Origin of the sequence: Aromatoleum toluclasticum ATCC 700605, from assembly GCF_000378245.1 — a bacterium.
Classification (GTDB): Bacteria; Pseudomonadota; Gammaproteobacteria; order Burkholderiales; family Rhodocyclaceae; genus Aromatoleum; species Aromatoleum toluclasticum.
The window spans coordinates 144,549-170,842 of record NZ_KB899502.1 but is presented as its reverse complement, the minus strand read 5'-3'; the positions used below and the strand labels follow the sequence as shown (position 1 = coordinate 170,842).

Annotated in this window: 26 protein-coding genes; 13 read left to right on the top strand and 13 right to left on the bottom strand. The window is 66.3% G+C overall.

Annotation, left to right across the window (positions count from 1 at the left end; all coding sequences use genetic code 11):
* Positions 1-67 precede the first annotated feature (67 nt).
* Positions 68-484 carry a cupin domain-containing protein gene (locus F464_RS0119150; protein ID WP_018991465.1) on the bottom strand — a complete coding sequence of 139 codons (417 nt, stop codon included), beginning with the start codon at positions 482-484 and terminating at the stop codon, positions 68-70.
* A gap of 924 nt (positions 485-1,408) precedes the next feature.
* Here F464_RS0119150 and F464_RS0119145 point away from each other — a divergent pair.
* From F464_RS0119145 to F464_RS0119125, 5 genes are all read left to right on the top strand, one after another.
* The gene (locus F464_RS0119145) at positions 1,409-2,104 is read left to right on the top strand and encodes a rhomboid family intramembrane serine protease (protein WP_018991464.1); all 696 of its coding nucleotides are present in this window, start codon (positions 1,409-1,411) and stop codon (positions 2,102-2,104) included.
* Between the two features lie 81 nt (positions 2,105-2,185).
* Positions 2,186-2,809 carry a glutathione S-transferase family protein gene (locus tag F464_RS0119140; RefSeq protein WP_018991463.1) on the top strand — a complete coding sequence of 208 codons (624 nt, stop codon included), beginning with the start codon at positions 2,186-2,188 and terminating at the stop codon, positions 2,807-2,809.
* Positions 2,810-3,136: 327 nt separating this feature from the next.
* Complete coding sequence (locus F464_RS29055; RefSeq protein WP_018991462.1) at positions 3,137-4,261, top strand: NYN domain-containing protein; 1,125 nt, start codon at positions 3,137-3,139, stop codon at positions 4,259-4,261.
* 212 nt (positions 4,262-4,473) lie between these two features.
* Complete coding sequence (locus F464_RS0119130; RefSeq protein ID WP_018991461.1) at positions 4,474-4,677, top strand: type II toxin-antitoxin system VapB family antitoxin; 204 nt, start codon at positions 4,474-4,476, stop codon at positions 4,675-4,677.
* Positions 4,678-4,948: 271 nt separating this feature from the next.
* The gene (locus F464_RS0119125) at positions 4,949-6,127 is read left to right on the top strand and encodes a Swt1 family HEPN domain-containing protein (RefSeq protein WP_018991460.1); all 1,179 of its coding nucleotides are present in this window, start codon (positions 4,949-4,951) and stop codon (positions 6,125-6,127) included.
* Positions 6,128-6,391: 264 nt separating this feature from the next.
* Here the strand turns inward: F464_RS0119125 and F464_RS0119120 are convergent, their stop codons facing one another.
* The 4 genes from F464_RS0119120 to F464_RS0119105 all read right to left on the bottom strand — a co-directional run bounded on the left by F464_RS0119120 (position 6,392) and on the right by F464_RS0119105 (position 9,974).
* Entirely contained in the window at positions 6,392-7,180 is a 789-nt protein-coding gene (locus F464_RS0119120) for an electron transfer flavoprotein subunit beta/FixA family protein (RefSeq protein ID WP_018991459.1), read from the bottom strand.
* Positions 7,181-7,185: 5 nt separating this feature from the next.
* On the bottom strand, positions 7,186-7,524 hold the full coding sequence (locus F464_RS0119115) for a hypothetical protein (RefSeq protein ID WP_018991458.1): 339 nt from the start codon (positions 7,522-7,524) through the stop codon (positions 7,186-7,188).
* Complete coding sequence (locus tag F464_RS0119110; protein ID WP_018991457.1) at positions 7,499-8,593, bottom strand: nitronate monooxygenase; 1,095 nt, start codon at positions 8,591-8,593, stop codon at positions 7,499-7,501. Before F464_RS0119110 ends, F464_RS0119115 begins: the two co-directional genes overlap by 26 nt.
* Before the next feature lie 148 nt (positions 8,594-8,741).
* Positions 8,742-9,974: a CaiB/BaiF CoA transferase family protein gene (locus F464_RS0119105; RefSeq protein WP_026296149.1), complete on the bottom strand. Its 1,233-nt coding sequence runs from the start codon at positions 9,972-9,974 to the stop codon at positions 8,742-8,744.
* Between the two features lie 335 nt (positions 9,975-10,309).
* Here F464_RS0119105 and F464_RS0119100 point away from each other — a divergent pair, with 335 nt between their 5' ends.
* The 4 genes from F464_RS0119100 to F464_RS29050 are packed head-to-tail and all read left to right on the top strand — an operon-like array spanning position 10,310 to position 14,985.
* A complete protein-coding gene (locus F464_RS0119100) occupies positions 10,310-10,618 on the top strand; it encodes a hypothetical protein (RefSeq protein ID WP_018991455.1) in 309 nt (102 codons plus the stop codon).
* Positions 10,619-10,622: 4 nt separating this feature from the next.
* The gene (locus F464_RS0119095; RefSeq protein ID WP_018991454.1) at positions 10,623-12,137 is read left to right on the top strand and encodes a class I adenylate-forming enzyme family protein; all 1,515 of its coding nucleotides are present in this window, start codon (positions 10,623-10,625) and stop codon (positions 12,135-12,137) included.
* 8 nt (positions 12,138-12,145) lie between these two features.
* Entirely contained in the window at positions 12,146-13,549 is a 1,404-nt protein-coding gene (locus F464_RS0119090; protein ID WP_018991453.1) for a CoA transferase, read from the top strand.
* A 59-nt stretch (positions 13,550-13,608) separates the two neighbouring features.
* Positions 13,609-14,985: an amidohydrolase family protein gene (locus tag F464_RS29050; protein ID WP_157353894.1), complete on the top strand. Its 1,377-nt coding sequence runs from the start codon at positions 13,609-13,611 to the stop codon at positions 14,983-14,985.
* Here the strand turns inward: F464_RS29050 and F464_RS0119080 are convergent.
* The 4 genes from F464_RS0119080 to F464_RS0119065 are packed head-to-tail and all read right to left on the bottom strand — an operon-like array spanning position 14,951 to position 19,188.
* On the bottom strand, positions 14,951-16,009 hold the full coding sequence (locus tag F464_RS0119080) for an enoyl-CoA hydratase/isomerase family protein (protein ID WP_018991451.1): 1,059 nt from the start codon (positions 16,007-16,009) through the stop codon (positions 14,951-14,953). The two genes, F464_RS29050 and F464_RS0119080, sit on opposite strands and share 35 nt — an antisense overlap.
* A 3-nt stretch (positions 16,010-16,012) precedes the next feature.
* Positions 16,013-16,882, bottom strand: a complete 870-nt coding sequence (locus F464_RS0119075) for a TIGR03619 family F420-dependent LLM class oxidoreductase (protein ID WP_018991450.1) — start codon at positions 16,880-16,882, stop codon at positions 16,013-16,015.
* 22 nt (positions 16,883-16,904) lie between these two features.
* Positions 16,905-18,071 (bottom strand): acyl-CoA dehydrogenase family protein, encoded by a 1,167-nt coding sequence (locus F464_RS0119070; protein WP_232428992.1) that lies wholly within the window; start codon positions 18,069-18,071, stop codon positions 16,905-16,907.
* A gap of 1 nt (position 18,072) precedes the next feature.
* Positions 18,073-19,188, bottom strand: a complete 1,116-nt coding sequence (locus tag F464_RS0119065) for an acyl-CoA dehydrogenase family protein (RefSeq protein WP_018991448.1) — start codon at positions 19,186-19,188, stop codon at positions 18,073-18,075.
* A gap of 208 nt (positions 19,189-19,396) precedes the next feature.
* Between F464_RS0119065 and npdG the strand changes: the two genes are divergently transcribed.
* Genes npdG through F464_RS29040 form a run of 4 tightly spaced genes read left to right on the top strand, consistent with a single transcriptional unit; the run spans position 19,397 to position 23,818 of the window.
* Positions 19,397-20,074 carry an NADPH-dependent F420 reductase gene (gene npdG, locus F464_RS0119060; protein WP_018991447.1) on the top strand — a complete coding sequence of 226 codons (678 nt, stop codon included), beginning with the start codon at positions 19,397-19,399 and terminating at the stop codon, positions 20,072-20,074.
* A 12-nt stretch (positions 20,075-20,086) separates the two neighbouring features.
* Positions 20,087-20,788 (top strand): 2-phospho-L-lactate guanylyltransferase, encoded by a 702-nt coding sequence (gene cofC / locus F464_RS29045; RefSeq protein WP_018991446.1) that lies wholly within the window; start codon positions 20,087-20,089, stop codon positions 20,786-20,788.
* A complete protein-coding gene (gene cofH / locus F464_RS0119050) occupies positions 20,734-23,130 on the top strand; it encodes a 5-amino-6-(D-ribitylamino)uracil--L-tyrosine 4-hydroxyphenyl transferase CofH (RefSeq protein ID WP_018991445.1) in 2,397 nt (798 codons plus the stop codon). Before cofC ends, cofH begins: the two co-directional genes overlap by 55 nt.
* Before the next feature lie 40 nt (positions 23,131-23,170).
* The gene (locus F464_RS29040; RefSeq protein ID WP_018991444.1) at positions 23,171-23,818 is read left to right on the top strand and encodes a CoxG family protein; all 648 of its coding nucleotides are present in this window, start codon (positions 23,171-23,173) and stop codon (positions 23,816-23,818) included.
* A 452-nt stretch (positions 23,819-24,270) separates the two neighbouring features.
* Here the strand turns inward: F464_RS29040 and F464_RS0119040 are convergent, their stop codons facing one another.
* From F464_RS0119040 to F464_RS31375, 4 genes are read right to left on the bottom strand one after another with little or no spacing between them, the layout of a single operon-like run.
* Positions 24,271-25,035: a metallophosphoesterase gene (locus tag F464_RS0119040; protein WP_018991443.1), complete on the bottom strand. Its 765-nt coding sequence runs from the start codon at positions 25,033-25,035 to the stop codon at positions 24,271-24,273.
* Positions 25,032-25,439: a c-type cytochrome gene (locus tag F464_RS29035; RefSeq protein WP_232428991.1), complete on the bottom strand. Its 408-nt coding sequence runs from the start codon at positions 25,437-25,439 to the stop codon at positions 25,032-25,034. Before F464_RS29035 ends, F464_RS0119040 begins: the two co-directional genes overlap by 4 nt.
* Entirely contained in the window at positions 25,436-26,023 is a 588-nt protein-coding gene (locus tag F464_RS0119030) for a ferritin-like domain-containing protein (RefSeq protein ID WP_018991441.1), read from the bottom strand. Before F464_RS0119030 ends, F464_RS29035 begins: the two co-directional genes overlap by 4 nt.
* The gene (locus F464_RS31375) at positions 26,020-26,220 is read right to left on the bottom strand and encodes a hypothetical protein (RefSeq protein WP_018991440.1); all 201 of its coding nucleotides are present in this window, start codon (positions 26,218-26,220) and stop codon (positions 26,020-26,022) included. Before F464_RS31375 ends, F464_RS0119030 begins: the two co-directional genes overlap by 4 nt.
* Positions 26,221-26,294: the final 74 nt, after the last annotated feature.

The window sequence follows — 26,294 nt, the reverse complement described above, 5'->3', positions numbered from 1 at the left end:
GGGTCGGGTGGCGACCAACAACTCTTTTGAATCATCGCCGGAAAGCCGCCGTACCGGTCCTGTCCGATCACGGTACTAGCGCGTCTAGCTCCGGAAGCATGACCACGCTTTCCTGCGCGGTTGGCTCATTGCGGACGCCAATAAAGACGGCCGGCGTCTTGCCGCGATTAACAGCAACATGCGGGACCTTGGCCGGGATAAATAGGTAGTCACCTGGGTGCGCAAGCGCCCTGTGTTCAAGTCGATCCCCGGTGAACAACTCTACTTCCTCGCCGCTGAGTAAATAGAACGCAGATTCGTGGAACTCATGGAGATGCGCCCGCGTTCGGCCCTCCGGTGGCAGCGTGACCATACCGAGAAAGACAGCCGTGGAGCCAACCGTCTCTGCACTAATCCCTGGTGCGTACACGGACCCTTGTTTGCTCATGTAACTATCTGAGCCACGGACGACGCTACCCACTTTCTTTTCGGCGGTAGTGAGCATACTTAGTCTCCTGGGAAAGCTTACGGGAATGCCGTCTCAACTACCCGCCGCGGCCATCCGCATTCTATTGATCCAAGAGTTTGGCGGCGGGCGGAGCCTCAACGGCCCGACGGTCCAGAAATGTGCGACAAGGATCCCCGTGGGGCCATTGTTCCCAGCATAGATGAGCGCCCCCGGCAGACAATTGAAATGTAACGGTCACCGGCAACTTGTGGCCGGACTGAGACCTCGCCACTTCGCTGGTCAACGTCTGGAGCGCTCAGAGAGCTGCCCGTCGTTCGCAAAGGGTGGCGCAGCAAGGCGAATGGCGACTTACCGGTGTGCGGTCCACCTCAAAGTCTGGTTCCGTGCAAGACCTCCATCGGCCGGTCTGGCCGAGAAGCCGCAGCCCCCCATTGCCGTCTTCGGTGGTCTGTGGGCCTGTCGCGGCGGTGTCGTATCCCAACGTGGTGAACTGGGCCGATCGCGAAAAATTGCGCCGGAAGTATGGTATGCGCGTGGACCACACCTACGAGATTTCAGCGAGAGGCTGGCGAGACGGATGAGCTTTCTAGAACGTGCGGACGTGGCGTAAAATGGAAAAATACTGACGGGCGTGGCGGGGGCACATGTTCTTTCGAGTCCCTTCTTGCCCGAGCGCAAGTTACTGATCTTGTTGAGTTGTGCGAAAATTCAAAGGGTTATGACGTGAAAGGCATGCCACTCATAACCCGAAGGTCGCAGGTTCAAATCCTGCCCCCGCAACCAGATTCAAGCAAGAAGCCCAATCACTTCACGGTGGTTGGGCTTCTTGCTTTTGGGTCAATGGATGGCCCGACGCCGGTGGAATGTCATTCCCGGTGGCGAAGCTGAAATTGCACACGGGAGGGAATCGAAGATGCGCAGGCGACAGGACTTCGAGCACGATGCCCGACGCCACCGGGCATGGACAGCAAGGCACGCCTAGGCTGGATGATGATGCAGGTTGACGTCCCCGACCCGGCCTACACCGCTTCGGAGCAGGCACGCGCGAGTTTCCGCCTGGCATGCAGGATCACACTCGGCGTTGTCGCGCTCCTGTGGCTCGTCCAGATCGTGAATGAAGCGTTCGGTCTGGGCCTGGAGCGGTTCGGGGTCCGTCCTCGCGCATGGAGCGGGCTGGCGGGCATCGTCCTGGCTCCGCTGCTGCACGCCGATGTCGCCCACCTCTTCGCCAACACCGTTCCGCTGATGGTGCTGATCACGGCGACGCTCCATCTCTATCCGAACGCGGCGCTCAGGGTGCTTCCGGCGATCTACCTCGGCCCGGGCATCGCGGTTTGGCTGCTGGGCCGCGCGTCGATCCATATCGGGGCGAGCGGGTTGGTCTATGGGCTGCTCGCATACGTCTTCATTGCCGGCCTGATCCGACACGACCGCCGCGCGATCGCCGCGTCCCTGCTGGTGTGCTTCCTGTACGGAAGCCTCATCTGGGGCATACTGCCGATCCAGCCCGCGATGTCTTGGGAAACCCACCTTGCCGGGGCGCTGATCGGCGCGGTCTCGGCGGTCGCGCTGCGGCATCTGGACATCCCGCCGCGCCGCCGATACTCGTGGGAAGATGAAGCAGACAATGCGGACGAAAAGCACGGGCGCGAGTAAGCGGGCGGACTTGCATCGCCCGCGCGGGCTATCTATACGTTTCTCGTTCGCTGGCTACCGAACCACAAAAAGGGACGACAAATGGACAAACTGAAGCTGACGTATTTCGACTTCAACGGCGGGCGGGCCGAGCCTGCGCGACTGGCCCTGCATATCGGAGGGATCCCTTTCGAGGACGATCGCTTTGCACCGGCCGCTTTCGCCGAGGTTCGCGAGACCACGCCGCTCAACCAGGTTCCCACCCTGCAGGTCGGCAATCGGGTGGTCACGCAAAGCGACGCGATCACGCGTTACGCCGGCAAGCTGACCGGGCTGTACCCCGAAGACGACCTGCAGGCCTTGTTCTGCGACGAAGTCATGAGCGCCATCGAAGACGTCAACGTCAAGATCGGTGCAAGCTTCGGCCTGACGGGCGAAGACCTTAGAAAGGCGCGCGCCCCCCTGGCAACCGATACCCTGCCCCGGTATTTGCGCTGGCTCCAGACTCGTCTCGAGAGCGGCGGGGGTGCCTACCTTGCGGACAACCGTTTGACGATCGCCGATCTCAAGGCACTGGTCACTCTGCGCTGGATCAGCTCCGGCAAACTCGATTACATCCCGGCCAACCTGGTCGCCACGGTGGCACCGAAGCTCGCCGAGTACATGGACCGGATCGGCAGCACGCCGGCCATCGCGCAATACTACGCAAAGCGCGCCGGCGCCTGAGGCCCCGGCGCGGAGACCGCTACGACGCCGCCCGCTCGAACGCGGCGATTTCGGCCGCATTGAGAGGAATAGGGGACAGACCACGATTTCACCTGTGAAATCGTGGTCTGTCCCCTATTCCTTGCGCCCACCAACCGCAGCTGGATCTTCAAGCGGCCGATGGCCTGAGCTTCGATTGCCGACTCCCTGATCCGGGACGCATAGAGCGCCGTCTGCTGAATCCAAGCGACGGACCGTCAAGCCGAGCCCGTCGGCAAGTGTTCGACCACAATTTTCCATCCCGTCCGGCTATCATTTCGTCATCGCCATCGATGCCGAGCCGCAAGGATGAAATTCGACCTCCCGCCTTTCGCCGTCCTCATCGACGCCGACAACGTCAGCCAGGAATCGATCGCGCCCATCCTCGAAGAGATCACCCGGCATGCGCGGATCACGGTTCGACGCATCTACGGCGACTTCACGAGCCAGAATCTTTCGGCCTGGAAAACCAGGCTGGCCGAACATGCCATCCACCCGATCCAGCAATACCGCAATACCGTCGGCAAGAATGCCAGCGACAGCGCGCTGATCATCGATGCGATGGACCTGCTGCATTCGCGCCGTTTCGAAGGGTTCTGCCTGGTCAGCAGCGACAGTGACTTCACGCGCCTCGCAACGCGCATCCGCGAGGACGGACTCGTCGTCTATGGTTTCGGCGAAAAGAAGGCGCCGAAGGCCTTCGTGAATGCCTGCGACCGTTACATCTACGTCGAGAACCTGCTCAACACCCGCGAACCGGATTCCCAGAACGGTATTCCCGCTCCCGAAGGCGCCACATCAATCCCGGCCGCAGCACCTGCCATCGCCGCGGAAGCCGCCCCGGCCGACGCCATCGTCGTGCCACAAACGCCGGCCCCGGCACAAGCGACGGAGCCTCCTCCTGCGCCGTCCTTCAAGCCGCCGGCCCTCGCACTCAACCTGCTGATGCGCGCCTATACCAATGTCGCAGACGAACTCGGCTGGGCGCTGCTCGGGCACGTGTCCTCGTACATCCACGCCAATCATTCCGACTTCGATCCGCGCACCTACGGCTGTACCAAGTTCATCGACCTGATCCAGAAGACCGCCGCGTTCGAACTCGTCCAGCGCCCGTACAAGAACGGTCACAGCTATTTCTGCCGCCCCACAAACGGAACGCGGCCCCCTGCGCCCGCCGCCAACCCGAAGCCCCCTTCCCCGCAAACCTACCGCGCGGCCCTCATCCAGGCCGTCAAAGACGCGACCGCCGCAAACGGCTGGGCGCTGGTCAGCAGCGTCGGGCAAAAACTCAAGGGAGCCGGGCAGCGCGTCGAAAACTCCGGCCATTCCACCTTGACCGAGGCCTTGAAGGCGACAGGACTGTTTGAAATGCGGGGTAGCGGCGCCGCTCGTTACTTCCGCCTCAGAGTCGACGGCAAAGCCGCGGCCGGCTAACCGCGGCGGCGTTGAGGGTAAATCGTGTCCCCTATTTTCGTGAAGCGCGACAGCGGTATACCGACTGATAAACGACTCACGCCGTATATCCGGCCGAATGGCTCACACAGCGAGCCGTATCGGGTCCAGATCGCACGCTGCCCCCTATTCGCCCTTGAATGAGCATCACCTTCGACTCACACTTGCATCAATCTTGATGCAGCGAGACGCCCATGAGAACCACCGTGACGATCGATGATGCGCTCTACCAGCGAGCGCTCGAAGTGGCCGATCCGGGCATGGACAAGGCCGACCTCTTCCGCGAGGCGATCAAGACTTTCGTCAGAGTCCAGTCCGCGAAGCGACTGGTTGCCCTTGGCGCCACTACGCCGGACATGCAGCAGCACCCGCGCCATTATGAGGACATCGGACAGTAACGGGAATCTGGCCGACATGTAGGGGATGAATCGACCAGTTCCGACGCGGCGATGATGATCGAGTCGATTTCCTTGAGTGCGGCCCAGTCGTGACTGTCGGCTGGTCGGCGGGTGCGTTCCGGCCAACAACGCCCAGTGGTCAAGATGACCACGAACGCTCGTATAATGCCAATGGAAACCTGTGAGCGTAATATCGACGATACTTGACGGATGACAGCGCCCTGCAGGTCACCCCGGAAAGGCCGTCACCGTAAAATGGGAGAACGTTAAGATGGAATGGAAGTCAGCGGAAGTCTCAGCGGACGGGGTCGTAAAGATCCCACAGCGCTGGCTCCATCTTTACTACTACGAGGCCCTGAACATTCTCTTCCGATTCGAGAATGCGTTACGCCTTTTTGTGTACGTGGTGCTGAAGAATAAGCTGGGCAAAGACTGGGATGCCGCGGCCTTAGGCGATGGCATCACCATCAGAACTGAGACGAAGAAGCGTATCGCTCAGGCTCGCGAGCATGGCTATCTCGGATATGAGGTGTCCTCGCCGATGCTCTACCTGAATAGTGGGGAACTTACCCAGATCATATCGTCAGATGCTTACTGGAAGCACTTCGCACCGTACTTTCGAGCAACCAAAGCAGTTGTACTCACGAAACTCCAAGAAATTGGTACCGTTCGAAACTCACTCGCACACTTTCGCCCAATTAAGCAGGACGACATTGATCTAATAAAGCAGAACTCGCGGCACGTCCTGCTCGAAATTGAAAAGTGCCTCGCTCAAATTACGGCGATCACTGATGTTGTACCGACCAACTCGTCTGCGAACTGGTACAAGGAATTAAAGGCAATCGGGAGCGAGACGCTTCGTACAGGATTATTCTCAAGTGTCGACCAAGATTGGGGCCGTTTGGAGCTCGAATATCAGGTTCCACTCCTGCAAAAAACCTTGTATGGTCACTCTTATGTTGCCTATCGGCTTGGCAGCATTCGGACGCCTCAGGTTCTAGCTCGGTACGACAGTCTTCGAAATCGGTGCATCTATGTCAGCGAGTCTCCAATACATGGTGCTGTTCCCGATGACAAAAATTTGCAGGTAACTAAGGGCTTGAGCATCGTATTCTCTTGCGAGGCCTTGGAGGCGGGTCTAGCAGAGGTCGTGGATGCAGTTAAGGATATCGCGATAATCACTGAGCAAGAGACAGCACTCATTCGGCAGGACAATCTCGCGCGTGGAGAACTTGTTGAAGTCAAGGAAGCATCTGCGATTCTAAGAGAGGGAGTGAACAACACGAAATATTGGGCATCCAACCTCGAGTCGTTGTCCACGTCGCCGGCGGAGATTGAGGCCGTTGAGTACTGGGGGCAGCGTTGGCATTACTCCACTGATTTCGTTTCTTCCGTTGCCCAGTATCCGTGGATGCCCTCAACTGTATCTTCTCAGGAGTGGCCCTTCTGAGGCGTTCCTAAACCGCGGCCACTTCCCCGTGCGATCGACTTCAGATTTGGATCGGGTGCAGCAGTAGCCAAGCGGGCGAAGCGTCGTCGAGGTCAACCTCATTTCGTACAGTTGCTCACTTGTACGGTGCCGTCTTTGGTTACGGCGCCCTTTAACGGCCGCTTCGGCCGAGCAGCAGTGACCCCCTATCCAAGTAAACGTCATGAGCCGGGCGACTTCACCCTGAAGCCCCCGGCTCACACACACTGCACGTAGTTCCTGCGCTTAGGCCGCCTTGATCTTCTCCATCAACTGCCGCGCAATCTCCGCCGGCGAACCGGTGAGGAACTGGCAGTTCCCCTGCACCTTCGGCACATACTGCCGCAGCATCACAACGGCCGGCTGAAGATCCTCCGCGGTGAGGCCCAACGCGGCGGGGTCGAGTTCGACGGGACTCATCTTCCGCGCCGCCATCTTCGCCTTCGCGGTAGGAAAGCGCGGTGTGCCGAGTTCGTTGCTGACCGTGACAACGGCGGGGAGCGTGCCGCGGACGGTTTCGTCGCCGTCGGCGGTGGCGCGGATCACCGTGACGCTGTTGCCGTCGACCTCGACCGCACGCGCGAGGGTGGCGGAGGCGAAGCCGAGTTTTTCGGCGAGGAGCAGCGGGACGATGCCCTGGTCGTCGTCCGAGGCCTGGCGGCCGCACAGGACGAGGTCGGCTCCGCCGGTGTGCTTCACGTAGGCGGCGAGGATGTTGGCGACGGCCTGGCCGTCGAGCGCGGCGCTGCCGGGGTCGATGGCGACGATTTCGTCGGCGCCGAGGGCGGCGCAGTGCTTCAGTAGATCCTTGCGATCCTGGCCGATGGTGACGGCGGTGATGGTGCAGGCGACGCCCTGGTCGCGGATGCGCAGCGCGGCTTCCATCGCCTGTTCGTCATAGCCGTTGATGAGGCGCGGGATGGCGGCGACGTCGGGTGTGCAGCCGTCGGCGCCGATCTTGAGGTTACCGGCGAGCGCGTAGTTGTTGACGGCGGCCGGGTCGAGCACTTCCTTCACGCATACGACGATTCGCATGGGGGTCACTCCTGTTCGGGTTGGCTGAGGCCGGCGGGATCGACCGCGCCGGTGAGGTCGAGGCTGTCCGCGTCGCACCACACGGCGTCGTGAGCGAAGCCTTCGGGTTTGCGGGTGAGTCGCCCGAGCAGGTACCAGCGCCAGGGATAGGGGCCGAAGTCGCGGTAGGCGCCGGTGAGCGTGCCGGTGAACTCCTGCCGGCCGGCGAACTTGGTGCCCGCGATCGGGCGACCGCCGTCGCAGTCGGCGACACGGCCGCTCAGCGCGGCGTCGAACCCGGCGAGGAAGCCGCTGTCCGCCGGCGAGTTGGGCGGAAAGTCAGGCCGCGAAGCGGTCGAAGACATCGAGGGCCTCCTCAACGATATCCGACAGGATCTGGCGCGCGGGCTTCATCTCGGTGACGTAATGGATGCCCTGCCCCGCGGCCTCGGTCATGAGGTCCTTGCGCTGGTAGTCGAGCGAGCCCTGGATGTAGTTCGACGACAGGATCATCTGCAGCGGCGGCTTGAGGACGTCCGGCGCGGCCTCGCTGCTCCATTCGTTGTGCCACGGGCTGCGGGTGGTGCGCATGGTGTAGCCGGAGATGCAGTTGGAGTAGACGGTGTCGTCGGTCTCGGCCTCGATGAGGCGCTCCTTGAGCGGGAGGTTGACGTCCGATTCGCGCGACGCGAGCCACAGCGAGCCGGTCCACACGCCGTCCGCACCGAGCGCGAGCGCCGCGGCGAGGTGGCGCCCGGTGGTGACGCCGCCGGCCGCGATGACCGGCACGCCGGTGCCGCGCGCGGCATCGACGACCTGCGGCACGATCGAGAAGGTGCCGATGTTGCCGGTGTGGCCGGCCGCGTCGTAGCCCTGCGCGATAATGACATCGGTGCCGGCGGCGAGCTGCTTCTTCGCCTGCTTCGGCTTGCCGACCAGGCCCCACACCTGCATGCCGAGTTCGTGCGCGCGCTTGAGCAGGAAAGCCGGCGAGCCCAGGCCGGAGGCGAACACCGGCACGCGCTCGTCGAAGATGACTTCGAGCTGGTCGAGCGCGCGCTTCTGGTCGAGGCCGCCCCAGTGGTGGATGTCCGGCGCGACCTTGGGATCGGGCACGTTGTACTTGTGCTTGATCATCTGCTCGAATTCGCGCTGCTCGGGCGGGATCATGGCGAGCAGTTCGTCGACGCTCTTCTCCTCCGGCACCGAGGACGGCAGCACGAGGTCGATGCCGAAGGGCTTGCCGCCGATCCGTTCGCGGATCCACTTGATGTCCGCGGCGATCTGGTCGGGGGTGTGCAGCGCTTCGCCCAGCACCGCGAAACCGCCCGCGTTGATGACGGCGACGGCGACGTCCTTGCAGTGGGTGAAAGCGACGACCGGGTACTCGATGCCGAGCTTGTCGCAGAGGGGGGTGTGCAGGGGGTTGCTCATCGTGGCTCCTTCAGGAATGGGCGCTGACCGGTTCGCGGTCTCGATTTCATTCTATTGAGGGGGCTTTGCCCGGGACGGCGTGATTGGTATCGAATGTGGCCGCGGGAATATCCGGAATTGACATCGCCCGCGGGGCGCCGGAATGGATTCAGCCGAAAGCCTTGTCCTGCGCGAGGGCATCGATGGTCGCGGCGTCGTAGCCGAGCACTTCGCGCAGCACCGCGTCGCGGTGTTCGCCGACGGTTGGCGCACGCGAGGGCGTCGGCAGCTCCTCGCCGACGAACTGCACCGGGAAGCCGAGCATGTCGGCGCCGTGCGTCTCGTGTGGGATGAGCTTGAAGCGCGCCTTGAACTGCGGGTCGTCGACAATGTTCTGCGCGGTGTTGACCGGCGCGATCGGCGTGTTGGCCTCGACGCCAAAGGCGAGCCACTGCTCGGTAGTGCGCGTTTTGAAGATGTCACGCAGGATGGCTTGCAGTTCGCGGTTGCCACGGGCGTGGTCGGCGTACTTCGAGCCCGGCCACTTGTCGAAGAGGTCCATGCGACCGACGCCGGCGCAGAAGTTTTTCCAGAAGGCCTGCTCCGAGGCCATGAACAGCACGTGGCCGTCTGCCGATTCGTAGAGCTGGTAGCGCACGCCCTCCTTCATCCCGGCGGTCGCGACCGGGCGGCGCACCCAGTTGTCGGATTTGTTGCCGGTGACGACGTCCTCGGGTCGGGCATAGGCCATGTGGCTTTCGCTGCGGTACCAGTCAAAGGCGGCGGCCGCGTCGCTCTGCGCGAGCTCCATGAAGCAGCCTTCGCCAGTCTCACGGGCGCGGATCACGGCGGCGAGCACGGCGAGGCCGCCGAACAGCGGCGCGGCGTTGATGCCGATGCCGACGTGCTCGGGGATGTGGCAGAAACCTTCGTCGTCATAGGCGGGTTTCACGATGCCGGCCCAGGTGTCGTAGGCGATGCCGTGCGAGGGCATGTCCTTGTACGGGCCGCTCATGCCGTAGCCGGAGACGGTGATGAAGACGATCTTCGGGTTGATCCGTCGCAGCTCCTCGTAGCCGAGCCCGTATTTCGCGAGGGCGCCCGGCTTGGAGGCCTCGATGACGATGTCGGCATCGCGCACGAGGTCGCGGTAGATGCGGCGCGCGGCCTCGGTCTTGAGGTCGAGCGCGATGCTCTTCTTGCCGCGGTTGAGGTGGTAGTGCATCAGCGATACGCCCTCGATGACCGGCCAGGTCATCTCGCGGATGTAGTCGCCGGCCGGCGTTTCGACCTTGATGACCTCGGCGCCCAGGTCCGCGAGCGCCGTGGTTATGGCGGCGGGGCCGAGGATCGAGCTTTCGATGATGCGCAGACTGCCGAGCGGCGGGACGGGCGTATTCATGATGGACATTCACCTTGTGAAGCGGAGCGGTTTTCCGGGGATTGCAAACGAAGGGCGAAGCGCGCCGAGTGATGGCGGATCGGCCGGTGCGATCACGATAGGGAATTGCCGGAAGGCGATTTTCGGGCTTGCGTTTCTGATCGGGACATCGGAATTGCAATTCGGGCCAGTCCAATGTTTACGCGAGTTTCATCGCCCAGAATCGCAGCACGATCAATGCGATGCGGCGCCTGGCCGGACCTCCCGTACGAGCGTCGCCGAATCGATTCCACACCGCCGAATTCGCTCGCAGAGGCTGTGCGGAATTGGCCAACGGACAATCCGAAGGAGCTTCGATGAAAACCCTTAAAGCCGGAACGCGCCTGAAGAGCGCCGCGTGCGATACCGAAGTCATGGTGATCCGCACCCGCACCGAGCCCGTGCTGCTGTGCTGCGGCGGGATGGAGATGATCGCGATGGACGGCCAGAAGGCCGAAGCCGCGCCGGATCCCGCCTTTGCCCAGGGCAGCCTGGTGGGCAAGCGCTATGTCGATGAGCAGGACACGACCGAGCTGCTGTGTACCAAGGGCGGGAAGGGCAGCCTGTCGCTCGACGGCGCGGTGCTCGTCGTTAAGCAGGCCAAGGCATTGCCTTCTTCGGACTGAGCCCATGAACATCGTCATGGCCCTGGAAATGGCGGCCGACTGCCTTCCCGATCGAATCGCCGTCACTTCCGGCACAAAAAGTCTCACCTACCGGCAATTGCTCGACGCGGCGCGAACTGCCGGCGCCGTCATCCGCGACAGCGGCTGCCGCTACGTCGGCCTCCTCGACATCAACAGCCCCTCGGCGCCCGTCGCAATCTTCGCTGCCGCCTACGCGGGCGTGCCCTATGTTCCGATGAACTACCGGCTGACGCGCCCGGAGCTGGAGGCGCTGCTCGCACGCATCGAGCCGGCCTTCCTCGTTGCCGCTCCGACCTACGTCGAAGCGCTGACGATGCCGGCGGGCAATCGCGTCGTAAGCGCAGACGATTTCCTCGCGCTCGCCCAAGGCGACACCGCTCCCGCGACCGAAGCGCCGGGGGAACCCTCGTCCGTTGCCGTGCAGCTCTTCACCAGCGGCACCACTGGCGCGCCGAAGGCCGCGGTGCTGCGTCACGAGAACCTGATGAGCTACATCCTCGGCACCGTCGACTTCGCCAGCGCCGACGACGCGGATGCCGCACTGGTCGCCGTGCCGCCGTATCACATTGCCGGCATCTCGGCGGTGTTGAGCTCGACCTACGCTTGCCGACGCATGGTGCAGCTGCCGAACTTCGACGGGGCTGAGTGGCTCAGGGTGTGTCGCGACGAGGGCACCACCAACGCCTTCGTCGTGCCGACGATGCTCTCGCGCGTGATCGAGCATCTGGACGCGGCGGGTGAATCCGGCGCACTGCCCGCCATGAAGGCGATCGCCTATGGAGGCGGCAAGATGCCGCCGCAGGTGATCGAGAAGGCGATGGCGCTCTGGCCCGCGGTGGATTTCACGAACGCGTACGGCCTGACCGAAACGAGTTCGACCATCTGTCTGCTGGGACCCGAGGATCATCGCGACGCGTTCGCGAGCGGCGACCCGGACGTCCGTCGGCGGCTGCATTCGGTCGGCAAGCCGATCGGGGCCGTGGAGATCGAGATTCGCGGCGCGGACGGCAAGGCGGTGCCGGCGGGCGAGATCGGCGACGTGTTCGTGCGCGGCGGGCAGGTGTCGGGCGAATACCTCGGCGTGGGCAGCCTGCTCGATGCTCACGGCTGGTTCCCCACGCGGGACCGTGGCTTCGTGGACCGCTACGGCTTTCTCTATCTGGACGGGCGGGCAGATGACGTGATCGTGCGCGGCGGCGAGAACATCTCGCCGGGCGAAATCGAGGACGTGTTGCGCGAACATCCGGCAGTGTCCGACGTCGCAGTGGTTGCGATGGCGGACGAGCAGTGGGGCGAAGCAGTGGCGGCCGTGATCGTTCCGCGCGAAGGCGCGAACGTGGGGGCTGCCGATCTGCAGGACTGGGTGCGGCAGCGCCTGCGCTCGTCGCGCGTGCCCGCGGCGATCCGTTTCCGCGACGAACTGCCATACAACGAGATGGGCAAGGTGCTGCGGCGCGTGCTGAAGGACGACTTCCTCAGCGCGGCCGAATCGGCCTGAACTTTCCCATGGCGCCCGTCTACCCGCTCGCCGGACTGCGCGTCGCACTGGGCCGCCGGGGTCACGCCAGCGATTATGCGCGGAGCCTGCTGACGTCCCTGGGCGCCGAGTGCGAGGCGAAGGTCGACGGCGAGCCCGACGAGCATCCGGCGCTCTCGTGGCGCCGCAGCGGTTTGATGGCACTCACGGGACGGGCGGGCGGCGCCGGGCGGATGTGCCCGCTGCCGCTCACCGCCTGCGCGGATGGGGCGCTCGCCGCACTCTCCGCGCTCGGATCCGGTTTGCGCGCCCTACCCGGAAGCGGCGCGGCGCTGATGGGCGTGCGCGCACGCTTCGCAGGCCTGGCCCGCCAGGGCGCCCTTTCCCCGGGCGGAACGTGCCGCCTGCTCGCGTGCCGAGACGGCGAGCTCGCGATCAACCTCGCGCGCCCCGACGACTGGGTAATGGTCCCGGCCTGGCTGGAATGCGACTGCGCTCCCGACTGGACTGACATCGCCGCACACGTGTCCGAACGGGGTACTGCCGATATGCTCGAACGCGCACGCCTGCTGGGACTTGCGGCCGCCGCGTCCACGACTCCCCGGGCGAGTCCATGGCTCGAACTGAACCTTCTCGGCATGCCCCGGGCGCCACGCCCGCGACGCCCCGACATCGCACGCCCCCTCGTCATCGACCTCTCGTCCCTGTGGGCCGGACCGCTGTGCGGACAGTTGCTCCGCGAGCTCGGCGCACACGTGATCAAGGTCGAATCGGCGGCCCGGCCCGACGGTGCGCGCCGCGGTCCCGCGGCCTTCTTCGACCTGCTTAACGCCGGCAAGGCGAGCGTGCAGCTCGACCTCGACACCCCTGCGGGGCGCGACCGGCTGAGAGAACTGGTCGACCACGCCGACATCGTGATCGAGGCCTCCCGTCCTCGCGCCTTGCGCCAGATGGGCATCCACGCCGAAGACTGGCTTGCCGGACGCTCCGGGCGCAGCTGGCTGAGTATCACCGGCCACGGCAGACAGGAGCCTCACGCGGGCTGGGTCGCATTCGGCGACGACGCCGGCGTGGGGGCGGGACTCTCGGAGCTGATGCAACGCGCGACGGGGGAGCGGCTGATCTGCGGCGACGCGATCGGCGATCCGCTCACGGGACTGCATGCCGCGCTCGCCGCGTGGGCGAGCTGGCGTGCCGGCGGGGGTCACCTCCTCGCGCTGTCGCTGGACAGCGTGTTGCGGCACTGCGTGAGTTTCGGCTCACCGCGCTCCGACGACGCTCTGCATGAGCGTTATGTCCGCTGGACGCGCGTCGCGAGATCGCGGCGCGATATCACGCCTGCCCCGCTTTGCTTCGCGCCGCGCAGCAGTGCACGCCCGCTGGGCGCCGACACCGCAGCCGTATTGTCGGACCTCGGCCGGCGGGCGGCATGAATCCCTCGCCACAGCTGCTGATCCGCGACGCGGAGCTTCAATGCGGGACACGGGTGGACGTGCGCCTCACCGACGGACGTATCGCGGGCATCGGCCCGGGACTGCGGCCGCGCGAGGGCGAGGCGGTGATCGATGCGCGCGGTCGCGCCCTGTCGGTGGGTCTGCACGACCACCATGTGCACCTCATGGCCCAAGCGGCGGCGCTGGAATCCCTCACGTGCAGCGATCCCGCCCCAAGCTCGGCGGAAGACTTCGCGGACCTGCTGCTGGTGCGCGCACGGAGGGAAGACCCGGCCGCGCCCGGCTGGATCCGCTGCATCGGTTACCACGAGAGCATCGCCGGCCTCATTGACCGGAATTGGCTCGACTCGGTCGCACCTCACGTGCCCGTCCGCATTCAGCATCGCAGCGGCCGGCTGTGGATCCTGAACACCTGCGCGCTACGTCGCCTCGGCATGGATGAGATCGACACCGAAAGCACCCGCGCGGCGCCGCTCGAGCGCATCGACGGCCGGCTCACGGGGCGGCTCTTTGACGGGGACGAGTGGTTGCGGGAGCGGCTTGCCGGCACCTACCCTTCGCTCGCTCGCACAAGCGAGGCCCTCGCCCGGCTCGGCGTCACCGGCGTAACCGACGCAGGCGCGCGTAACGGGCGCGGCGAATTCGCGCATTTCGTCGGTGAACGGCGCGGCGGCCGTCTGAAGCAGGACGTCCTCGTGATGGGCAGCGCGGAGCTCGACGATCTCGCCGACGCGCCCGGAATCCGGGTCGGGCCGACGAAGCTGTACCTCCGCGACGCCGAGCTGCCGCCCTTCGAGGAGTTCTGCCACGCCATCAGCCGGAGCCACGCGGTCGGACGGCCGGTCGCAATCCACTGCGTGACCCGGGGGGAACTGATCTTCGCGACAGCCGCTCTGCGCCAGTGCGGCACCATGCCCGGCGACCGCATCGAACATGCCTCTGTCGCACCACCGGAGGCCCTCGAATTGCTCCGCGAACTCAAGCTCACCGTCGTGACCCAGCCGAATTTCGTGTTCGAACGCGGCGACAGCTATCTCAACGAGGTCGACCGGGAGGATCTTCCCTGGCTTTACTGCGGACGCGGTTTCGCACGGGCCGGGATCCCGCTCGCTGCGGGCACCGATGCGCCCTGCGGTGACCTCAATCCGTGGACCGCAATGGCCGCCGCTGTCAGCCGGAGTACCCGCAATGGCGCGCTCGTCGGCCCCGACGAGGCGCTCGCCCCCGACGAAGCGCTTGCGCTCTTCACCGGCGATGCGAACGATCCCGGCGGACCGCCGCGCCGCATCGAAGACGGTGCCCGCGGCGACCTGTGCCTGCTCGATCGCTCCTGGGAAGCCGCGCTGGACGATCTGGCAGCGGTTGCGGTCGATGCGACGATCAAGGATGGACGGGTGATCTGGCAGCGCCAGTGAAATGTGCTTCGTCCTGATCGACGATCTCGTCGACCAGCCCCCACGCCAAGGCCGTCGTCGCGCCGAGCCGCCGACCCGACAGCGCCAGCCACGCCGTACGCTGTCGCCCGATGCGCCGCGGCAGGCTCACGCAGCCGCCGGCGCCAGGAATGAGGCCGAAGCGAAGTTCCGGCAGCTGGACGAAGGTGTCGCGGGTCGCCGTGAGTCGATGTGCAAACGCGGGAAGTTCGATTCCCGAGCCGATGCATGCGCTGTGCAGATGGGCAGTGGCACGATCGGCGCATTGAAGCAGCAAGGCCGCCGGTAGACGTTGGCTGCGGACAGCATGTGCGGTGGCCGGATCAGGCGCGGTGCCGAACTCGCGCAGCTCGCCGCCGACGCTGAAGCATGCGCCGGCGCCCGACAGCGTGACCGATGCAATGGATTCGTCGGCGACGACGAGCTCCAGCGCCTCGCACAGGGCGTCGCGCATCTCGACCGACATGGGATTGCGGCTGAGCGGACGGTTCAGGACGAGCGCGAGACGCGATCCGTCGCGCTCGATGCGTACCGCCGGCCCGTCCTCCACGATAATCCCCTCGCGCGCAGGCGGGTTTCCCAGCGACCAGGCCGCAAACTCGGGCCCGGCCTGCAGGGTCGCGTAGGCCAGCGATTCGACGGCGAGCGCCTGCGCGGGGGGCATACCTTGCGTGACCCGCAGGACCTGCACCAGTGTCATTGCCGCGAGCGGCGCCTTGCGGATGTTTGCAGCCAGGGGAGCAAGATCGGCCAGGTCATCCAGCACGACGTCGCACGCCGCAAGCAGCGCGGGAGCGGCGCCCGTGACGGAAAGCCCGATCACCGGGCAGGGCTGGCGCGCGAGCCAGGCGGCGAGAAGGTGCTCATCGCCTTCGTCTGCGCCAATGGGAGCGACGACGAGGAAAGGATCGGGCGCGAACGGCGAGCCCCCTGCCCCGCCGGCCGACGCGAAGCGCAATGCGCGCAGGCCGGCGAGGTCGAGAATCCGGGGGCCGCCGTCTGGCATCGATCAGTCCATCTTCGCGATCACCTCGTCGCCGAAGCGGCGGATCGCGTCGAGTTGGCCCTGCAGGTCGGTCGGGTCGCTGCGGACGTCCCACGGGAGGACGCCGGCATCCGTCACGCCGATCTCGGCGAGGCGCTTGAAATCGTCCACGGTGCGCGCAGCGAAATCGATGCCGTGGAACTGGAAGTCGCGTTCGGTCGTGCCGAACTCGGCGCGGTAGGCGTTGACCTCGGCGATCAGGTCCTTCAGCGTCGGCAGATCGGTGTTCGCGGACACCCAGCCGTCTCCGAGACGCGCCGCCCGGCGCAGTGCAGGCTTGCTGTGGCCTCCGATCAGGATCGGCACCGGCTGTTCGGGCACGGGGCGCATGCGCAGGGGCCCGAAGTCATGATGCTTGCCGTGGAATTCGAAGAACTCTCCGCTCATCGCGCCGCGCAGCACGGCAATGCATTCGTCCATCAGCTCGCCGCGCCGCTCGAAATCCGCGCCGTTGTAGATAAAGTCCTCCTTCCACGGACTCAGCCCTGCACCGAGCGCGACGCGCCCGTTGGAGATCACCGCGAGCGAACTGAGCAGCTTCGCGAGGATCAGCGGTTGGCGCACTGCGACCTTGAGCACGCCGGGGTAGAAGCGGATGCGCGACGTCACGGCCGCCATCGTGGACATCGCGACGAAGGGTTCGATGAAGTCCGAATGCTCCAGGTACTGCCGGATCGCGCTGGTCTCGGCGTACGGGTAGTCGGATTCGGTCAGGCGCGGGAAGAACAGGCTGTCCGGAATGGACAACCAGCTCCAGCCTGCGGCCTCCGCGGCCTGGGCGATCGCAGTGTAGTTGCGGTAGTTGCTGAAGCCGAGTTGCAGCACGAAGCGCATGGAAACTCCCTTTCCGGTCACGTCAGCGCGGCATGGCCAGCGCGCGCTCGGCGATGATGTTGAGCTGGATTTCGTTGGTGCCCGCGTAGATCGTGTCGGCGCGGGAGAAGAAGAACACTTGCTGCAGGCGCCGCACGGCGTCGTCCTCCGACCGCACATCGCCGGCCGTGCCGAGCACGTCCATCGCCAGCTGGCCGAGGTCGCGGTGCCAGTTCGACCACGCGTACTTGTACATCAGCGATTCGGGACGCACGCTGCCGCTGTTACCCGCGAGCATGCGCAGCGCGTTGTGGCGCAATGCCCGCAGCCCGATCCATGCGTCGGCGATGCGTTCGCGGAGGGTCGGGTCGAAGGCCGCCCCGGTGGCGATGGCCGCGTCGACGACGACCTGCATCTCATGGACGAAGTGCATCTGCTGCCCGAGCGTCGAAGCCCCGCGCTCGAAACCGAGCAGGGCCATCGCTACACGCCAGCCCTCGCCCGGCTTGCCTATGATGCAACCGGCGTCCGTGGAGGCGCCGTCGAAGAACACCGCGTTGAACTCGGCCTCACCGGTCATCTGGCGGATCGGCTGTATCTCGATGCCGGGCTGGTCGAGGGGCATCAGCAGGAAGGTGAGTCCTTCGCGGCCCACCGAACCCGGCGTGCTGCGCGCGATCACGAAGATCCAGTCGGATTCGTGCGCGAGCGAGGTCCATACCTTCTGCCCCTGCACGCGCCAGACGTCGCCGTCCTGCCAGCACCGCGTGGTGATCGCCGCGAGGTCTGAGCCGGCGCCGGGCTCAGAATATCCCTGGCACCAGAACTCGCGTCCGGCGCGGATTCCGGGCAGGAAGCGGCGCTGCTGCTCGGGCGTGCCGAGTTCGATCAGGGTCGGAGCGAGCAAGGTCTCGCCGATGTGACCCATGCGGCCCGGACCACCGGCGCGCACGTATTCCTCGTGGAAGGCGAGCTGCAGTTCCAGCGGCAGCCCGCGACCGCCGTGCTCCTGCGGCCACGCGGCGCCGACCCAGCCCCCTTCGGCCATCTTGCGTTCCCAGGCCTTGCGCAAGGTCGGGAACGCCTCTTCATCACCGGGACCGCCCCGGTGGCGCAGGCAAGCGAATTCGCCTTTCAGCTCGCGGGCGAGCCAGCCGGCCACTTCGGCACGAAAGGCCGTCTCGTTCATTGAATCCTTTGTCGCATCCATGTCAGGCGAGATCCAGAAGTTGGGTGGCCACGCGCTCGCGCCAGACACTGGCCGTTCCGAGCCACTGGCTGCCCCACTGCGCGCGCTTGAAGTGCAGCTGCGGGTCGTACTCCCACGTGAACCCCACGCCACCGTGCAGCTGTACCGCCTCCTGCGCGCAGTAGCGATAGGCGTCCGACGCGAGCACGCGGGCGACAGCGACCTCGCAGGCCAGGGCTTGCGCGTCCTCCTGGCAGTCGACGCTCGCGGCGACACCGCGAACGGCAGAGCGGGCGGTTTCGAGCCGAACCATCATCTCGGCGCAGCGGTGCTTGACCGCCTGGAAACTCGCGACCGGGCGGCCGAACTGCACGCGCTCCTTCGTGTAGGCGAGGGTCATGTCGAGGCAGGCCGCCGCACCGCCGACCTGCTCGGCCGCAAGCTGCAGCGCGGCGAGCGAGACCGTGCGCGCGAGCCCCACCTCGAGCTTCCCGGGCGCGTCCACGCGCGCACCGGGATCGAGACGCACATTCCGCAAGCGCCAGGCGCATTGCGGGCGGGTCAGATCCCATACGTCCAGCGGACTGCGCTCGACACCCGGGGCGTTCGCGGAAACATGAAAGAGCCCGAAGCCGTCCTCGGTGCGCGCGGCGACGAAGGCCATCGCAGCGCTGCCGTCGTCGAGCACCTGCGGAGCCTCGCCGCTCATCACCCATCCGTCACCGTGGCGACGACATTCGATGCGGATCGCGTCCGGCGCCCAGACCAGGCCGGGCGCGAGGATCAGCGTCGCAGTCACCTCGCCGCTCGCGAGTTCGGGCAGGAAACGCTCCTGTGCGACAGCGCCTCCCGCGTGGAGCAACGCCGTCTGCGCCAGCACCACGCTCGCGAAGTAGGGCGAGCGGATGAGCCGACGTCCCATCTCCTCCATCAGGAGGGCGAGTTCCACCGCCCCCATGTCGAGTCCGCCCAGGTTCTCCGGCACCTGCACTGCCGGCCACCCCAGCTCCGCGATGCGCCGCCACAGGCGGGCATCCTCGTCCCGCGGCTTGCGGGCATTGGCGAACTCGGCGAGGAACGCGGCCGCGGTGTCCTGCAGCGCGAGTTGCTCTTCGGATAACAGCAAAGCATTCTGCATTGGCTTTCCCGTGAAACGCCCCGTGGATCTCGATGCGGCCATTCTCTCGACGGGCGCTGCGGGACACATCATCCAATGAGACTACTCGCCCACCCCCGCACGCTGACCGCATTTGAATCGCCCCCTGCCCCGCCGATAGTGCAAAAGAACGATGCTGCCCGCCTCCCCCGGCTGATAGCTTTGGCCTCACATCGAAAAGAGGCCAGACATGACAAACGGGACGGAACGAATCATCGGCGTGGTGGGCGGGACGGGGCACCTGGGCGCGGCCCTCGCGCGACGTTGGGCGAAGCACGGCCACAAGATCGTCATCGGGTCGCGCGATGCGGACAAGGCCCGCGCCGCGGCCGATGCGCTGGGCGCCGAACTGGGGCGCGAGATCGCCTCGGGCACCAACCTCGACGCGGCCCGCCAGGCCGACGTCGTCGTCGTGACAGTGCCCTTCGCCTCGCAGGCCGCCGTGCTCGAGGAAATCCGCCCCGCGGTCCACGGCAAGATCGTCGTCGATACCACGGTGCCGCTCGTTCCGCCCAAGGTCATGCGCGTCCAGTTGCCCCCGGAAGGTTGCGCGGCGCTGCGCGCGCAGGCGCTGCTCGGTGACGGTGTGCGTGTCGTGTCCGCCTTTCACAACGTCGCCGCGCACAAGCTGGCGACCGATGCCGAGGTCGAATGCGACGTCCTGGTCTTCGGCGACGACAAGGCGGCGCGCGCGGTCGTCGCCACCCTCGCTGACGATGCGGGCCTGCGCGGCCTGCACGGCGGGGCATTGGCCAACTCCGCCGCCGCCGAGGCCCTGACCTCGATCCTCATCTTCATGAACCGTAACTACTCGGTGGATGGGGCAGGCATACGCATCACCGGCGCACTGGCCGCCTTCGCGGACTAAGTGGAGCGGGCCGTGAGCTGCTGGGCGCTGATCCCGATCAAGCTGCCGGCCCTCGGCAAGGGCCGGCTGGCCACGGTGCTCGGCCCGAGCGAGCGGCAGCGCCTCGTCCGCGCGATGCTGGACCGCGTGCTCGACGCGGTGCTCGGCTCGGCGCTGATCGAACGCGTCGCGATCGTCACGCCCGCGACCGGCCTGACCTCCCGCCCCGTCGAGTTCCTGCCCGACTGCGGCCTCGGGCTCAACGGCTCGGTGCAGCAGGCATCCCTCGCCCTCGCGGAGCGCGGAGCGAGCGAACTCGTGGTCATGCACGGCGACCTGCCGCTCGCCCGAACGGAAGACATCGACGAGCTCGTGCTGCGGGGGCGCACATCGAAGCTTGCCCTCGCGCCCGATCTGAGCCACGTCGGCACCAACGCGATTTACCTCAAGACCGGCGGGGAATTCCGCTTCCAGTTCGGCACCCACAGTTTTCCGATCCACCTTGCAGAGGCCCTGCGCTGCGGACTGACGCCGACGATCGTGGAACGGCCGGGCCTCGCCTTGGACGTCGATCTGCCGGCCGATCTCGCGCGCTTCGTGCGTCCTCTTGCCCACCTGCCGACGACCCGCCGTGACCCGGCGGACCGCCGCTTCCCCACCCTTCACCGGAACCCCATGCCATGGCCCAATGTGCACAGCGAATCCTTGCCGACCTACGCGGTGGACGGAGGCTAGACGTCGCAGGCGCCGCATTTCTCGCGGCCGCGGTCGAACTCGATCCGATTCTGGCGACGGCGGAAGCGCTGACCCTCTCCGGCCACGACAACGCGGTCGGCTGGTCGCGGAAGGTCTTCATCCCCCTGACGCACCTGTGCCGCAACCGCTGTGGCTACTGCACCTTTGCCGAGAGTCCGCGACCCGGAACGTCCGCCTATCTCGGCCCGGACGAGGTGCTGGCGATCGCCCGCGCCGGGGCGGAGGCGGGCTGCCGGGAAGCACTGCTGACGCTCGGCGAACGACCCGAGTTGCGGCATCCGGCAGCACGCGAGGCGCTTGCAAGGCTCGGCTTCGACAGCACGGTGGACTACGTCGCCGCGATGGCTCAGCGCATCTTCGACGAGACAGGACTGCTGCCGCACCTCAATCCGGGGACCCTCTCGGCGGAGGAGCTCGCCCGGTTGCGACCATACGCCGCGTCGATGGGCCTGATGCTGGAGTCGACGGCCACCCGCCTGAGCGAACGCGGCGGGCCGCACTGGCAATGCCCGGACAAGCACCCGGACGTGCGCCTCGCGACCCTGCGCGCCGCCGGCGAGCAGGCGATCGCGATGACGAGCGGGATTCTTGTCGGCATCGGCGAAACGCGTCTCGAAAGGATCGAGGCCCTCTTTGCCCTGCGCGAACTGAACGACCGTTACGGCCACATCCAGGAGCTCATCATCCAGAACTTCCGCGCCAAGCCACGCACGGCGATGGCGCTTGCCGCGGAACCCGATCTGGCCGAACACCAGTGGACAGTCGCCATGGCACGCCTGATCTTCGGCCCGACGATGTCGATCCAGGCGCCCCCCAATCTTCGGCCGGGCGAACTGGCGCCGCTGATCCGCGCGGGCATCAACGACTGGGGCGGCATCTCGCCCGTCACGCCCGACCATGTGAATCCGGAAGCGGCGTGGCCGCACATCGCCACGCTGCGGCAGGAAACCGAGACGGCGGGCCGCGAACTGGTGGAGCGCCTCGCGCTGGTTCCCGCTTTCGCCCGCGACGCGGTCCGCTGGACGGCTCCCGGCGTCGCGCGCGCCATCCTGCACACCACCGACGCTTCCGGCTTCGCGCGTGATGACGCCTGGCACGCCGGCAGCGGGGCGCCGCTCCCGCCAGAGGCCGGGCTCTCAGCGCGCCGCGCCGCCCGTGCGGCCTCGGGTGACCTCCTCCGGCTTATCGACGAAGCCAGCGCGGGCGGCGAACTCTTCGAGGACGGTATCACCGCCCTCTTCGAGGCACGCGGCGCCGACTACCTGGCCGTGGTCGAGGCGGCGGATCGCCTGCGCGCGGCCACCGTCGGCGAAGGCGTTTCCTTCGTCGCCAACTGCAACATCAACTACACGAACATCTGCAAGCACCGCTGCGGCTTCTGCGCCTTCGCCAAAGGGCGCAGCGCGAAATCTCTGCGCGGTCCGGCCTACGTGCTGAGCGCAGACGAGGTCGGACAGCGCGCCCTGGAAGCACATCGGCGCGGCGCCACCGAGGTCTGCCTGCAAGGCGGTATTCACCCGGCCTACACCGGCGAGTCCTACCTCGACATCGTCGCGGCCGTGCGTGGAGCCGTACCGGACATGCATATCCACGCATTCTCGCCGCTCGAGATCCGCCACGGGGCCGCCACGCTGGGGCTGTCCCCAGCGGCGTTCCTGCGCAGGCTGCGCGACGCCGGCTTGGGCAGCCTGCCCGGCACGGCCGCCGAAGTGCTCGACGACGAGGTGCGCGCCAAACTGTGCCCGGACAAGCTCGGCTCCGAAGAGTGGCTCGCCATCGTGCGCGCCGCCCACGAGGTCGGAGTGCCCACGACCTCGACGATCATGTTCGGCCACGTTGACACGACCCGCCACTGGGCACGCCACCTCCTGCAGCTGCGCCAGCTGCAGCGCGACACGGGCGGCATCACGGAATTCGTGCCGCTGCCCTTCGTGCATATGGAATCGCCGCTATGGCACAAGGGCCGCAGCCGGTCCGGCCCGACGGCACGCGAGGCCGTGCTGATGCACGCGGTCGCGCGCCTCGCGCTGCACCCGCTGATCCCGAACATCCAGACCTCGTGGGTGAAGATGGGACCGGCCGGGGCGGGCTTGTGCCTGCAGGCCGGCGCCAACGACCTCGGCGGAACACTGATGTACGAGTCGATCACGCGCGCCGCCGGCGGCCTGAACGGCCAGGAAATGGACGGCACGGGCATGAACCGCATCGCCACTTCCATCGGCCGCCCCCTCTGGCGCCGCAACACGGTCTATGGGCGAGCCTCCTCGCGCGAGAACGCGCTCCCGCCCGCCTGTACCGAAACCGCGGCCTGCATCGGCTAAAGCACCGCAGCACCAAGACAACCACTACCAAGGAACGGACATGGCCCTGCAAATCCAGGAGAAATTCGAGGTCGCGGCACCGCCCGACGCGGTCTGGCAGTTCCTGCTCGACCCGCAGAACGTCGTCGCCTGCATGCCGGGCGCCTCGTTGACGCAAATCGTCGATGCCGAGAGCTTCATCGGCGCCGTGAAGCTCAAGATTGGCGCGGTCACCGCACAGTACCAGGGCACGATCACCTACATCGAGAAGGACGTCGCAAACCGGACGGTCAAGCTGCTCGCGTCCGGCAACGAACGCGGCGGCGGCACCGTCAGCGGCACCATCCTCACGCGCCTCGCACCCTCGGCCGACGGGCGCGGCACGCAGGTGAGCTGCGAATCGAGCATCGACCTCACCGGCCGCATCCTCCAGGTCGGCCGCGGCATGATTGAGGGCGTGTCGGCCCAGATCATCAAGAAATACGTCAACAACGTGCGCGCGCTGCTCGAAGTGCCGCGCGACGAGGCGCCGGCAGCCTCGGCCCGGCCCACCGCGGCCGACAGTGCCACCACCTCCACGCTGTCCGCCCCTGCAGCTCCGCGCGCGCTTCCGCAAAACGAGGAGGCGATCAACGTCGTCGCCGTGGTGTTCAAGGTCTTCTTCGAGCGCATCGCCGCGCTGTTCCGGCGCGTGTTTGGTCGGGCGTGACGGCGGCAGCGCGGCCCAACAAGCCCGAGGCGTGGCTGACAGCGATGCCGGCCGCGCCGGCGCCGTCGACATGAACGCGATCAAGGCCCGCGGCCGTGCTGCATTAAAGGCGAAGGGAGGAAATCGATGGCGCGCGTGCGTATACCGCGAGGGCCCATACCGATCTGCTTGAACGCCGGCAGATCAACTCTTCCGCCATTAAGCGCATAGCGCTTTAATGGACGTGTCGCGGGTCTTCGACCTTTGCTTGGTGCGTTGCTGCACCAGAGGCACGGATCTCACGGCCACGCCCTTCGATCTCGACGATGGACAACGCGGCGCCGGCCCTGGCGTAGGCATGGGCGAATTCCCTGGCGATGCCGCGCGCGGCGCCTGCGACTATCCCATTCGGCACTTTGTGCTCCGTGCAAAGGTGCCGCGATGATCGAAAACCTCGTTCACCAGGCTGCGGTTCAGCCAACCTGCACCGTCAACCCGGGGTCGAAGTCCGGGTTTTCCGCTTGTCCGTTGAGCACATAGCCGCGCGGGTTGGCCAGCACGCGCGTCCCGCCCAGACGGTAATCGAAACTGTCGTGGACGTGGCCGTGTATCCACAACGCTGCGCCGCTGTTCGCAACGAGCACCTCGAGATCGGAGACGAAACAGGCATTGAGCAGCGAATCTTCGAAGCGCGGGGCGATACTGTGGAGCGAGGGTGCGAAATGGGTCACCACCACGGTTTCGCCTGCGAACGGCTCGTCGAGCCGCGCTTCGAGCCAGCGTGCGTGACGCTCGAAAAGACACGCGCAGTGTCCCGGGGTGAATACCTCCTTCTGATCTTCGTCGATCGCGATGCGGCTGAAGTCGCGGCTGAAGCGCACGGCTTCGTCCATCGCGTGGTCGCGGACTGGACCGTCGCCGAGGATGCGAAAGTCGCTCCACAAGGTGGCGCCCAGAATACGCACGCCGCCGATGCGCGTTTCGGCGCAGTCGAGCACCGTCACCCGGCTGCCGCGACTGAGTTCGCGCAGCAGCCGGTTGGTCGCGGGAATGCTCGAACCGTAATACTCGTGGTTGCCCGCCACATAGATCGCGCGCCTGTCCAGTGCCCGGGCCCACTGCATCGCTACGGGCGGTCGATGGATGTCGCCGGCGAGGATGAGCACATCCGCTCCGGTGTCGGGAAGCTCGCAAGGCGCCAGCCCCAGGTGGAGGTCCGAGACGATCTGCAGTTTCATGGGTGGCTCACGGCGTGCATTCGGCAGAGGATGCACTTGCCTGGCGCAACCAGGCGATCAGGTCCGCCCGTTCCTGCGCATCGGCAATGCCGGCGTAGCCCATAGTCGTGCCCGGAATCATCGCAATCGGGTTGGTCAGGAAAGCGGTCCAGCGTATTGCCGTTCCAAACGATGCTGGCGTGGGCCATTGCCGGCGAGTAGCGAAAGTCCGCCACGCCGCCCGCGCGGCGTCCGAACAGGCCGCAATGCTTGGGCCCCGTGCGGTTATAGGCGAGCGCGTGGCAGGCCTGGCAGCGCGCATAAATGGCCTCGCCGCGCGCCGGATCGCCTGGTGTGGCGGCGCCGGCGGGCAGCGGGGCCAACACCGCCAGCGCCAGCACGGCGGTGGCGAGTGGACGTTTCATGACATGAAGGCGGTGGGGGCAGGATCCTGGCCCAGCGCCTGGCGCAGGATGGCCCAGTGCATGGCCTCGTCGCCCAGGATACTGGCTGCAGCACTCGCCAGTTCGCGGCCGTGGAACAACGGTACCGCGCCGAGATAGGCGCTCACCGCGCCGCGCTCGAGCCCGGCGGCGAAGCCCAGCACATCGGCCTGGCTCTTGAGCTTGTCGGTGGGAAACACATATCGCTCGCGCGCTTCCGCCGGCGTGCCGCCCAGTTTGCGCACCGTCTTTGCGAGCGCGTCCGCATGCTCCTTGTGATGGCCCTGAAATTGCAAGGCCAGGTCCAGCGCCGGTTTCTGCAACAGGCCGCTGCCGGCGCCTACCGCATAGGCGGCGATGGCCTCCAGTTCGGCACTGAGTGCGGTATTGAGAATGCGGACGTCCGACTCGGTGTCGTCCTGCTTGCTAGCCTGGGCGGCGGCCAGTGCCGGACGCCCCGCCATCAGGGCGACCGCCGTGGCTGACAGGATGGCGCCCGAACCGACCAGAAAACGGCGCCGGCTCAGGCCTTCAAGGGCGGAAAAGGGATCTATGCGGGCGATCATGACGCTCTCCTCGGGGTGGTGGGTGAAGTCAGGGCGCCCTGCCCGGCAACGGCGGGGGTGGGAAGCCCAAGGCGGGCGCATACGTAGCCCTCCTGCAGCGCATCCTCGGCTTCGGCATCGTCGCGCAGGATGCTGCGCGCCAGCGCGGCGTCTGAGACCGCCGTGCAAGTCGCCGCTGCTGTGCCGAGTGTGTTCATGCCATTCTCCTGATGTTGCCAAGTGGATGGACCGTGCGGGGGAAAGGTTACAGTCGGCCTGCCATCAGGCCGGG